General features: G+C 30.3%; 14 protein-coding genes. All 14 read left to right on the forward strand.

The window, feature by feature from the left end:
* Positions 1-24: 24 nt before the first annotated feature.
* Positions 25-228 (forward strand): excisionase, encoded by a 204-nt coding sequence (locus tag AC1EJ5_RS01215; RefSeq protein ID WP_000814511.1) that lies wholly within the window; start codon positions 25-27, stop codon positions 226-228.
* 81 nt (positions 229-309) lie between these two features.
* The gene (locus AC1EJ5_RS01220) at positions 310-1527 is read left to right on the forward strand and encodes a tyrosine-type recombinase/integrase (RefSeq protein ID WP_001291561.1); all 1218 of its coding nucleotides are present in this window, start codon (positions 310-312) and stop codon (positions 1525-1527) included.
* A 294-nt stretch (positions 1528-1821) separates the two neighbouring features.
* Positions 1822-3255 carry an ATP-binding cassette domain-containing protein gene (locus AC1EJ5_RS01225; RefSeq protein WP_225791830.1) on the forward strand — a complete coding sequence of 478 codons (1434 nt, stop codon included), beginning with the start codon at positions 1822-1824 and terminating at the stop codon, positions 3253-3255.
* Positions 3256-3495: 240 nt separating this feature from the next.
* Entirely contained in the window at positions 3496-3786 is a 291-nt protein-coding gene (locus AC1EJ5_RS01230) for a DUF3847 domain-containing protein (RefSeq protein WP_009346049.1), read from the forward strand.
* Positions 3787-4119: 333 nt separating this feature from the next.
* A complete protein-coding gene (gene mobQ / locus AC1EJ5_RS01235; RefSeq protein ID WP_060793391.1) occupies positions 4120-5760 on the forward strand; it encodes a MobQ family relaxase in 1641 nt (546 codons plus the stop codon).
* A gap of 73 nt (positions 5761-5833) precedes the next feature.
* Positions 5834-6007 carry a hypothetical protein gene (locus AC1EJ5_RS01240; RefSeq protein WP_019035175.1) on the forward strand — a complete coding sequence of 58 codons (174 nt, stop codon included), beginning with the start codon at positions 5834-5836 and terminating at the stop codon, positions 6005-6007.
* Between the two features lie 183 nt (positions 6008-6190).
* Entirely contained in the window at positions 6191-6718 is a 528-nt protein-coding gene (locus AC1EJ5_RS01245; protein WP_009345651.1) for a PcfB family protein, read from the forward strand.
* A gap of 443 nt (positions 6719-7161) precedes the next feature.
* On the forward strand, positions 7162-8232 hold the full coding sequence (locus AC1EJ5_RS01250) for a PDDEXK nuclease domain-containing protein (protein ID WP_007516562.1): 1071 nt from the start codon (positions 7162-7164) through the stop codon (positions 8230-8232).
* Positions 8233-8314: 82 nt separating this feature from the next.
* Positions 8315-9028 (forward strand): hypothetical protein, encoded by a 714-nt coding sequence (locus AC1EJ5_RS01255; RefSeq protein WP_009345654.1) that lies wholly within the window; start codon positions 8315-8317, stop codon positions 9026-9028.
* A 154-nt stretch (positions 9029-9182) separates the two neighbouring features.
* The gene (locus AC1EJ5_RS01260) at positions 9183-9407 is read left to right on the forward strand and encodes a hypothetical protein (protein WP_007516568.1); all 225 of its coding nucleotides are present in this window, start codon (positions 9183-9185) and stop codon (positions 9405-9407) included.
* A gap of 3 nt (positions 9408-9410) precedes the next feature.
* Positions 9411-11057 (forward strand): recombinase family protein, encoded by a 1647-nt coding sequence (locus AC1EJ5_RS01265; protein ID WP_007516570.1) that lies wholly within the window; start codon positions 9411-9413, stop codon positions 11055-11057.
* A 6-nt stretch (positions 11058-11063) separates the two neighbouring features.
* Positions 11064-11144 (forward strand): Maff2 family mobile element protein, encoded by an 81-nt coding sequence (locus AC1EJ5_RS01270; RefSeq protein ID WP_143434426.1) that lies wholly within the window; start codon positions 11064-11066, stop codon positions 11142-11144.
* Positions 11145-11154: 10 nt separating this feature from the next.
* Complete coding sequence (locus AC1EJ5_RS01275; RefSeq protein WP_000466919.1) at positions 11155-12018, forward strand: VirB6/TrbL-like conjugal transfer protein, CD1112 family; 864 nt, start codon at positions 11155-11157, stop codon at positions 12016-12018.
* A 9-nt stretch (positions 12019-12027) separates the two neighbouring features.
* Positions 12028-12318: a hypothetical protein gene (locus AC1EJ5_RS01280; protein WP_002838520.1), complete on the forward strand. Its 291-nt coding sequence runs from the start codon at positions 12028-12030 to the stop codon at positions 12316-12318.

Consider the following 12318-nt stretch of genomic DNA (forward strand, 5'->3'; position numbering starts at 1 on the left):
AAGTGATTTGGAAAGGAGGATTTTATGAAGCAGACTGACATTCCTATTTGGGAACGTTATACCCTAACCATTGAAGAAGCGTCAAAATATTTTCGTATTGGCGAAAACAAGCTACGACGCTTGGCAGAGGAAAATAAAAATGCAAATTGGCTGATTATGAATGGCAATCGTATTCAGATTAAACGAAAACAATTTGAAAAAATTATAGATACATTGGACGCAATCTAGCGTCGCCAAAGGGTCTTGTATATGATAAAATAGTATTAAGTCGTATCAAGGCTCTTTCCATAAAGGAAAGGAGCAAATGCCATGTCAGAAAAAAGACGTGACAATAAAGGTCGAATCTTAAAGACTGGAGAGAGCCAACGAAAAGACGGAAGATACTTATACAAATATATAGATTCATTTGGAGAACCGCAATTTGTTTACTCGTGGAAACTTGTGGCTACAGACCGAGTACCAGCAGGAAAGCGTGATTGTATCTCACTTAGAGAGAAAATCGCAGAGTTACAGAAAGACATTCATGATGGTATTGATGTTGTAGGAAAGAAAATGACACTCTGCCAGCTTTACGCAAAACAGAACGCTCAAAGACCAAAGGTTAGAAAAAACACTGAAACTGGACGCAAATATCTTATGGATATTTTGAAGAAAGACAAGTTAGGTGTAAGAAGTATTGACAGTATTAAGCCATCAGACGCTAAAGAATGGGCTATTAGAATGAGTGAAAATGGTTATGCTTATCAAACCATCAATAACTACAAACGTTCTTTAAAGGCTTCATTCTATATTGCTATACAAGATGATTGTGTTCGGAAGAATCCATTTGACTTTCAACTGAAAGCAGTTCTTGATGATGATACTGTCCCTAAGACCGTACTAACAGAAGAACAGGAAGAAAAACTGTTAGCCTTTGCAAAAGCTGATAAAACCTACAGCAAAAATTATGATGAAATTCTGATACTCTTAAAAACAGGTCTTCGTATTTCAGAGTTTGGTGGTTTGACACTTCCAGATTTAGATTTTGAGAATCGTCTTGTCAATATAGACCATCAGCTATTGAGAGATACTGAAATTGGGTACTACATTGAAACACCAAAGACCAAAAGTGGCGAACGTCAAGTTCCTATGGTTGAAGAAGCCTATCAAGCATTTAAGCGAGTGTTAGCGAATCGAAAGAATGATAAGCGTGTTGAGATTGATGGATATAGTGATTTCCTCTTTCTTAATAGAAAGAACTATCCAAAAGTGGCAAGTGATTACAACGGCATGATGAAAGGTCTTGTTAAGAAATACAATAAGTATAACGAGGATAAATTGCCACACATCACTCCACATAGTTTGCGACATACATTCTGTACCAACTATGCAAATGCAGGAATGAATCCAAAGGCATTACAGTACATTATGGGACATGCTAATATAGCCATGACGCTGAACTATTACGCACATGCAACATTCGATTCTGCAATGGCAGAAATGAAACGCTTGAATAAAGAGAAGCAACAGGAGCGTCTTGTTGCTTAGTAGTACAAATGAATTTACTACTTATTTACCACTTCTGACAGCTAAGACATGAGGAAATATGCAAAGAAACGTGAAGTATCTTCCTACAGTAAAAATACTCGAAAGCACATAGAATAAGGCTTTACGAGCATTTAAGAAAATATAAAAAGATAATTAGAAATTTATACTTTGTTTATTTGAAATATATTTATAGAGCAGTTTTTTATAGCTAAAAACAAAAGAATTATAGTGGGTCATTTTCAAAAATTACTGCTTGATAAGAGTGTTAAATTTGAGCTAGAGTGTTTTGAAAAAATGGAATATTACGATGAATTTAAAAAATCTAAAGATCAGATAGAGAAAAGAATAGAAGATATTCAAGAAACACTTTCAAATTTTGTGACATCAATTTTAGGAATTGGTGCATTTATTGGTTTAATAATAACTATGGAACCAATTGTAATTATATTTTCATTTTCAAGTGTATTAATGTCCTTATTTTTAAATAAAAAAGCTATAAGTATGCAATATGATTTTTATGAAAAAATAACACCATTAGAGCGAAAAGTGGATTATTTTCTTAAAATTAGTACTGATAGAGAATATGCTAAGGATGTAAGAATGCACTCTGGATTCGTATCTTTGATTAAAATGAAATTTAACTATAATTTGTCAAATATAATTAAAATAATTAAAAGTTTTTCTAAAAAATACTCATATGTATTAGTGTTTCAGAACTTGATTGTTCAAGGCGTTAATCTGATTACAGTAATTTATATTGTACGAAAAGTTTTCTTTAAATTAATTTCTATAGGAGATTTTGTAGCACTAGCCGGCAGTAACCAGCGATTGATTGAGTATATCAGCACATTATTCAGGGTTATTCCAGAAATATATGAACATGGTTTGTATTTAGAAAATCTATTCAATTTTTTGGAATACAATGTAAAAGTATATGATGGTGAAGTAGATTATGTTGATGAGAAAAATCTTGAGATACAGTTAGAAAATGTTAGTTATATGTATCCAGAAACAAATGTATATGCCATAGAAAACCTAAATATGAAAATAAGGCAAGGAGAGAAAGTTGCTATAGTTGGTGAAAATGGAGCAGGTAAATCTACATTAATAAAATTATTGTGTAGATTATATGATCCCACATCGGGTCGTTTATATTTTAAAAATGAATTATATAAAGATTTAAAAATAAATATTATAAGGGACAATATAAGTGTTCTTTTTCAGGATTTCAAAATGTATTCGTTACCTATAATTGATAATGTTTTAATGAAAGAAGTAACAGAGAAAGATGTTGATTTTGGGAATGTAATAGAAGTGCTACGAGTACTAAGAATGTTGCAAAGGATAGAAAATTGTGATAACGGGATATTCACAGAAATATCTAGAGAATTTAGTAATAAAGGGACTTTATTTTCGGGAGGAGAGGAGCAACGTATTGCAATAGCGAGAATTTTTTCTCAAGACAAAAAAATATACATTTTTGATGAACCATTAAGTAATATAGACCCTCTTGCTGAGAGTGAAATATTTGATTTATTGATGGAGAAATGCTCTGATAAGACTCTAATATTAATATCTCATCATCTGTCTAATTTATATAAAATGGATACAATATACTTCTTAGAAAATGGTAAAATAAAAGAAAGTGGTTCACATGAACAATTGATGGCAAAAAAAGGAGAGTATTATAATATGTATATGCGACAATCGGAAAGATATTTAAGGTAGCAATTTTAATTCAATATAAGATATATTGGTAAGAAAAACTTAGCCTTTTTAAATCTTAAATTTGAGGAAATTATTATAAAATAATAAAAAAATAATGGAACAAATGGAGAAAGAATAAAAAATAGAAAATCATTATAGATACATAGATGATATTTCAAAAGACATAAAATTTTAATAGTGAAACTTTGAAAGGGATAGCAGAAATGTTATCTCTTTTTTAATACAAGAAAGGAGATCAGTATGAAAAATTTAGATCAAATAAGACAAGAGTCAAAAGAAATAAAAGATAAAATTGATGATACAGAAGAAAGATTAAGGCAACTAAAAAATCAAGAAAAGAAGATATTAAAACAAGACATAATAAAAAGAAGAAAAGAAAGAACTCATAGGCTAATAACTAGAGGAGCAATATTAGAAAGCCTTATAGAAAATGCAGAAGAACTAACAGATGAAGAAATAAAAATCCTACTAGAAGAAGCAACAAAGACAAAAGAATTCAAAGAAACACTAAAAATAATGAGAGAAAATTAAGAAAAATAAAATAATCAAATATCCCTTAGATTTTCTAAGGGCGCAATTATACACCCTAAAGGGTGCTTGCGTCCTGCGGAGCCAAACCCTTGCAGGGAGCAACAACCATTCGCTTTTTAAAAGTCAAGGGTAAATAAACTCGCTAACGCTCGCCCTTGACTTTTAAAATTTGAAATGAAAGTAACAATTAAGCCGACATACTGAAACAACAAAAATTAATTCAGTAGTCGGCTTTTTCTATTCTATCATTTCAAAACGCTCATTCACAAGGTGGCTATAAAAAATCTATTAAGCCTCCACCTAAAACAACAAAAAAGAAAGGAAGTGATAAAAATGGCAGACAGTTTTCATTTTTCAGTAAACATAATATCAAGAGGAAAAGGCAAAAGTGCAGTAGCAAGTGCAGCATATATAAGTGGAGAAAAAATAAAAAATGAATGGGACGGAGTAACCCATGACTATACAAGAAAAGAAAAAGTATTAGTAAAAAATATAATATTGCCTGATCATATACCAAAAGAATTTAATGATAGGTCTACCTTATGGAATAAAGTAGAAATGGCAGAAAAAAATTCTAATGCACAACTAGCAAGACAATTCATAATAGGACTACCAAAAGAATTAACTTTAAGTGAAAATAAAAACCTGGTTGAAAGATTTATAAAAGAAAATCTAACATCACAAGGAATGATAGTAGATTATGCAATTCATGATGAGAGTCAAGATAAAAATGGAAATATTCATTGTCATATAATGACCATAATGCGACCCATAAACGAAAAAGGAGAGTTCTTAGCAAAGTCAAAAAAAGAATATATCCTAGATGAACAAGGAGAAAAGATTTTAAACAAAAATGGAAAACCAAAGACAAGAAAAGTAGAACTAACAACATGGAACGATAAAGGCAATGTAGAAAAATGGAGAGAAAATTTTTCAGACCTTTGTAATGAATATCTTGCAAAAAACAAGATAGAAAAAAGAGTAGACCATAGGAGTTTTAAAAGACAAAATTCTGATTATCTACCGACAATCCATTTAGGATCAGCAGCAAGTGCAATGGAAAGAAAGGGAATAGAAACTGACAAGGGAAACTATAATAGAGAAATAAGAAAATATAATGAACTTGTAAAAACAATAAAAGAAGAGATAAAAACATTAAAGGATTGGATAGGAAATCTATTAGATAACTTGTCTACTGCTTATGAAAAATTTAAGGATATAGAAAGAGATAAGGTAATAGACAACCCTAAACTTTTTAATCTAACAAATTATCTATTAACTTATTCAGAAATTCAAAAAGAAAAAAGTAAATATCTAAAAGGATATGCCAAAACCAATAAAGAAAAGTATGACTTCAAAAAGCTAACGAGTGCATATAGCTATTTAAGAAAAAACAACATAGAAACCATAGGTCAGTTACAAACAAAAATAGAAACTTTAAAGTCTAATAGTTACAAAATAAATAAAAAAGCAAAGACAATCCATAAAGAAATGGAAGATGTAGAAAAGAAAATTCTATACTATGAAATATACAAAGACAAAAAAGGAGTTTATGAAGAATATCAAAAGAAAAATATATTCACAAAAGACACATTCTATAACAAACATAAGAAAGATATAGACCAATATAAGGTAGTAAGCGAGAAATTAAAAAAACTCCTATCAGATAAGGAAAAACTAAGTCCTAAAAAATGGAATGAAGAAAAAAATCTTTTAATGGCAAATCTTGAAGAAATAAATAGAGAAAAAGACAAGATAAAAGATGAATACCAGGAAATTAATCATATAAAATATTCAGTAGATTTTGTAAACAAAGAACTTGGCATAGATTTATCCATAGAAATAGATAAGCTAATAAAACAAGGTGAAAAACCAAGTGTAATAGCACAGATTAAAAAATTCCAAGACCAAGTTATTAAAGATAATGAATACAGAGAAATGATGAAAAACAAGAAAATGGATCAAGAAAGATAAGACCTGGTAAAAATATCTTATCCAAGCTATAATATGACCAAACAACTAAAGGCAGATCTAGGAGGTAATAGAGATGAATAAAAGGCAAGAGCTAATAGATGAACTCATAAAAGCAGATCAAGATGGAACATACAAAACCTATAAAAGCACAGAAGAAATAAAAGCGATGAACAATGAAGAAATACAGATTATATATTCCAACATGAAAAACTATCTATCAGACAAAAGAACGCACATAAACTACTAAAGGTGGAAAGGCATTGTAAGCTATTTTAAAGTATAAAAGGTACAAATACCTAAGTAAGCTATAAAAACATCAAAATAAAGCATTCCACCACCAAGAACAATAAAATAAAAACAATCAAAGGGAAGTATAGAAAAATTAAAGCCTATACTTCCCTTTTTTTAATTCAAACAAAGGAGATAAAGCATGATAAACGAAGAAATAAGCAAAGAAGCAGGGCAAGCAGCACAAACCATAATATCATACACAATAAAGGCAGCAAAAGAATCAATTAAATTAGACAAAGAAATTAGAAAAAAGATGAATGATACTTTAGAAAAAGCAAATGGAAACCTAAAAAGCCTTATTGGCGATGAAATAAAAATAAAAGACCTCTACAAAAAAGGACAACTAGAAAATATAAGCATAGATCAAAGCAACCTCAAAGACTTAAGAAAAGAACTAAACAAACTTGGAGTAAGTTTCTCAGTAATGAAAAACAAAGAAAGCAAAAACTATGAAATATTCTTCCAAGCCAAAGACATAAAAGTAATGGAATATGCCTTTAAGCAAGTCATAGCCAAGGAAAATAAAAAAGAAAAAGAAAGTATCCTAAAACAAATAAAGAAATACAAAGACCTATCCAAGAACAAGGATAAGACAAAAGAAAAAGTCAAAAGAAAAGTAAAAGAAAAAGTAAAACCAAGTAAAAAAGATATGACCAGAGAAATCTAAGGGAGTAACGAAAAGTTACACCCTTAAATAACTAAAATAACAAGACTTCCGAAAATCGGAAATCAAGAATTCCGAAAATCGGAAATCAAGAATTTCGATTATCGAAAATCAAGAAAGGAGCAGATATGGCAACAAACAAAAGATATTATTGGATAAAATTAAAAAAAGAATTTTTTACAGACAAAATAAACAGAGGACATTGTCCTTAATGAGTCCAACCCATGTCCGACAAGAGATAGAGAAAGATATAGAGATAGATAAAGAGAGAGAGGGAGAGATAGAAAAGATTTAACATTTTTGGTATAATCACATTAATTAAACTAAATGTGTAATGATAAAATGAGCTTGTTTACCGTAAGCTGATTGTGATAAAAAGATTAAAACTCCCACCATTGGTGAAAGAGATAGAATAAAATAAAAAGAATCAGATTGGAGTGATTAGAATGGATAAAAAAGATTTAGATATTATAGGAGATGGTGAATATATAAAAATGCTTGAGAAAATAAAAAGATCATATACAAGCAGACAACTTAAAGCAGCAGTTTCGGTCAATTCTGAAATGCTAAAGTTTTATTATAGTTTAGGAGAAGAAATTATTAACTTAAAGGCAGAAAGCAGATGGGGAAGCGGATTCTATAAAAAATTAAGTTCGGATTTAAAAAATGAAATTCCCAATGTTAAAGGATTTTCTGTTACTAATTTAAAATATATGAAGAAATTTTATGAAATGTATTCGCCATTAAATCGTCCACAGCTTGTGGACGATTTACAAATATCTAAAGTCGGTGGAGATTTTAATATGATTTTTAGTATCCCATGGGGACATCAAAGATATATTATGGATAGATGTGAGGGAAATTTGAATAAAGCATTTTTCTTTATATCTAAAACATTAGAAAATAGCTGGAGTAGAGCGGTGCTTTTAAATTTCTTGGATACAGATCTATTTGAAAGACAAGGAAAAGCAATAACAAATTTCACAAATAATTTGCCTGCTACACAAAGTGATTTAGCCAATGAAATGACGAGAGATCCGTATAATTTTGACTTTATATCTATAAGGCAAAATTATGATGAAAAAGAATTGAAAGACGCTTTGATGGATAATATTCAAAAATTCTTATTGGAGCTAGGGACAGGTTTTTCGTTCGTGGGCAGAGAATATAGACTTGTAGTTGGAAATTCAGAAGAATTTATTGATATGTTATTCTACAACATTAAGCTACATTGCTATGTAGTTGTGGAGGTTAAAATTTCCGCATTTAAACCTGCGGATATAGGACAACTTGGAACCTATGTAACATCTGTAAACCATATATTAAAGGGAGATGGGGATAATCAAACAATAGGTCTTTTAATCTGTAAGACAAAGGATAATGTATTGGCAAAATATGCTTCTGAAAGCTCCAGAGAGCCTATTGGAATTTCAGAATATCATCTACAAAACTTAATTCCTGAAAGTTTAAAGGGAGCATTACCAACCATAGAAGAAATTGAAAACGAACTAAAATAAATTTTAAAAACATAATAAATGTACACAAGGCGGTAGAAGTAAAAACTATCGTCTTTTTTTATTTGAAGAAAGGTAGGAGAGCATGGCAGATAAAAGAATGTTTTCACTAAAGATAGTGGATAGCGACTTATTTTTGGATATGCCACTAAGTAGTCAATGTCTGTATTTTCATTTATCAATGCGAGCAGATGATGACGGTTTTGTAAATAACCCTAAGAAAATCATCAAGATTATCGGAGCAAATGAAGATGACCTAAAAATACTTATTGCCAAAGGCTTTGTGATAGTCTTTGATCAGGGAATTATCGTCATTACTCATTGGAAGATAAATAACTTTATTAGAAAAGACAGATATAAGCCAACAATGTATATCGATCAGAAACAGCAGCTTTATCAAACGGACAATGGAGCATATATTTCAGAAGAAAAAGTTGGTTGTCATCTGGTTAACCAAAGGTTGTCAAGTGGTCAACCCAGTATAGATAAGGGTAGATTAGATAAGGTTAGTATAGATAAGGGGAGAGAGGGAGAGATAGATAAAAAGTCCACCCCCATTTTTTATGGAGAATTCAAAAATGTAAGGTTAAGCAAAGAAGAATATAAGACCCTTAAAGAAAAATTAAACTCACACACAGAAATAATGATAAATAAACTATCAAGATACATGAAAAGTAGTGGCAAGACCTATCAAAACCACTATGCGACAATCTTAAAATGGTATGAAGAAGACAAAGAAAAACTAAGACATCAAGGAGGGAATAAAAAAATGAACTATGACGTAGGAGAATCTTTATAGGTAAAAAGAGGTGGAAAGGCATTATTAAAGACTTTAAGTCTAAAAAGGTATCAAAGTATGCCAGAGATAATAAAAATGTAAATATGACACTTAAAAGGCGATTAGAAAATTAAAAATCTAATCGCCTTTTTTTTATTGTATGAAAGGATAAGCTATGACAAAAAGACAAACAAAATACATTGTAAAAAGAAATTATGATGATAGAAGAACAGATACGGACGCTTTTCTAAGACTAATAAAAAAATCAAGCAAATTAAATAATACTAATGAAATTGAGTATAACAAATATAATATTGATAGTAATAAAAAAGAGTGCTATAATAAAAATAGTTTTAGAGAAAGTTGTGTTATTTCCGAAAACTCAAATAAGGAGGAATAGGAAATGATACAAACAAATTCAAATCACTTTTCATTCAAAGCTGCAATTTATTGCAGACTATCTAAAGATGATGAGCAGAAAGGAGAGAGTGCCAGCATACAAAACCAAAAGGAACTTTTAGAAAACTATGTAAAATCAAGGGGTTGGAGTATTTACGATGTATATATAGATGATGGATATACTGGATTAAATACAAATAGACCATCATTTCAAAGACTAATTAGAGATATTGAAAATAAAAAAGTGGATATAGTAATCACTAAGGACTTATCAAGACTTGGAAGAAACTATTTGCAGACTGGGTACTATACAGAAAATTTCTTCCCAAAGAACAATGTCAGATATATAGCTTTAAATGATGGAGTAGATACCTTTCAAGAAAACAACGAAATAGTTCCTTTTAAAAATGTTTTAAACGAGTTTTATTCAAGAGATGTTTCTAAAAAGATGAAATCTGCCTATATGACAAGAGCAAGGCAAGGAAAATTTATTGGTTGTCTTGCTCCAATAGGATATAGGAAAGACAATGAAGATCCACATAAATTAGTAATCGATGATGAAACTTCATGGATTGTTGAAAAAATTTTTGATCTTGCTTTTAGTGGTTATGGAGTACAAGCAATTAGAAGAAGACTATTTGAAGAAAAAATACCTACACCTACCTGGTGGAATAGAAAAAAAGGACTTAGAAATAAAAAAACTAAGTTAGAAATGACCGTAGATGGTGGAGAGTATTGGTGGGACTGCACAACCCTAAAAGAAATTATTGAAAACCCAGTTTATATTGGTCATATTGCTAGTCAAAAAGTTAATTATAAATTCAAAGTAGGTTGGTTATCCGATAAACCCAAAGAGGAATGGATAATAGTAGAAAATACACACGAACCAATTATTTCTGAAGATATTTATAATATAGCAAATGAAAAATTAAAGAGCAGGAGAAGACCATTTAAAAATGGAGAAGAAAGTATATTTGCAGGAATTGTGAAATGTCCCGATTGTGGAAAATCTTTAAATCTTGGAAGAAACAAATCGAAAAAAAGAGAAAAGTTACTCACTTGTAACACTTATAGAAGATATGGAAAATCATTATGTAGTCAACATAGAATTTATTACGATACTCTTTATGAGATAGTGCTTAAGGATATTAGAAAAAATGCAGAAATAGCATTAAAAGATGAAAAAGAAATTATAAAAGCACTTGAAAAATCACGAGAAATTGATAATGAAGAAGAACAAAAATTTATTATGGATAAGATTTACGAAGATCAAATAAGAGTAGAAGACTTAACTAAAAAGATTGAAAGATTATATGATGACTGGCTAGACAATAAGATAAGTGAAAGTAACTTCCAAAAAATTCTTGAAAAATCACAAAACGAACAAGACTATCTTAACCAAAGAATAGAAGATAATCAAAAATTGATTGTTAAAGAAGATCTTGAAGATATTAATGTTAAAAAATGGATTGAACTCATAAAAAAACATAGGGATATAAAGAAGCTGGACAAAGAAACCTTAAACGAACTCATCTCAAAAATCTATGTTCACGAAAAAGAAGTAGTGAATGGAGAAATCACCCAAACAATTGATATTTACTACAATTTCATAGGAAATACAGACACACTACAAGTATTTTACAATCTCTAATTAGGCATAAAGCAGCTTATGGCTGGTGGGGGAATTGTACTAATCGGTATTAAATTAATTCCACTACTTGCAAATGCTTTAAAATAGGAGAAAGTCTATGTTTGGTATCTTTGACAAGCTAACTGAATTTTTTAAGGATATGCTACTCGGAGGTATCAAAGCAAATCTTGAGTCCATGTTCTTAGATATAAATGACAAGGTAGGAGTTATTGCAACTGATGTTGGGAAGACACCAATGGGTTGGAATGGAGAAGTGTATAACTTCATAAAAAACATTAATGATAATGTGATCGTTCCAATAGCAGGTCTTATCATAACAGCAGTTTTATGTATTGAACTCATAAATATGGTTATGCAAAAGAATAATATGCACGATACAGATACTTTTGAGTTTTTCAAATACATTATAAAGATGTTTATAGCAGTCTACCTTGCAAGCCATGCCTTTGAATTTTCAATGGCAGTCTTTGATGTGGCACAAAATCTTGTAAACAAAGCGGCAGGGGTAATCACTACTTCTGCCACTGTTTCAGGAGATCAGATAGTTGCAATGGTTGATACATTAAAAGAAAAAGAAATAGGTGAGCTTTTAATGATATTAGTTGAAACAAGCCTTGTAAGGATTGCAATTCAATGTATATCTTTAACTATTACCTTAATAGTATATGGGCGTATGTTTGAAATATATGTCTACTCATCAGTATCATCCATACCATTTGCGACTATGGGAAATAAAGAATGGGGTCAGATTGGAACAAATTATATCAAGGGACTTTTTGCCTTGGGACTACAAGGTTTGTTTTTGATGGTATGTTTAGGTATCTACACCGTTTTAATAAGAACGGTACAGATTACAGATATTCACGCAAGCTTGTTTAGTATATTAGGATATGCTCTACTACTTGGACTTATGATGTTTAAGAGTGGAACAGTTGCAAAAAGTATTATGAATACGCACTAGGAGGAATAAATGTTAAAAAAGAAAAATTGTGCTTTATTGGGACTTGGAATTTTATTAGGAGGAACTTATGAAATCTTAAAAGAGAAAAAAAGAAATGAAGAGATTAGAAACTTAAAGAGGAGAATAAATAGACTCGGAAGATGTCACAATGAATTTGTTATGTATCAAGGCGAATACAATGACAGAAATGAAGAAAAACAAGAAGAATTAGAAGAAAGAATTAGCTACCTGGAAGAGGAAACAACATCTAATTATGACCATATACTTGAACTTTCCAAAGAAGAAGTAGAGGGAGATTAA

The organism is Anaerococcus sp. C0059F3 (assembly GCF_056590475.1).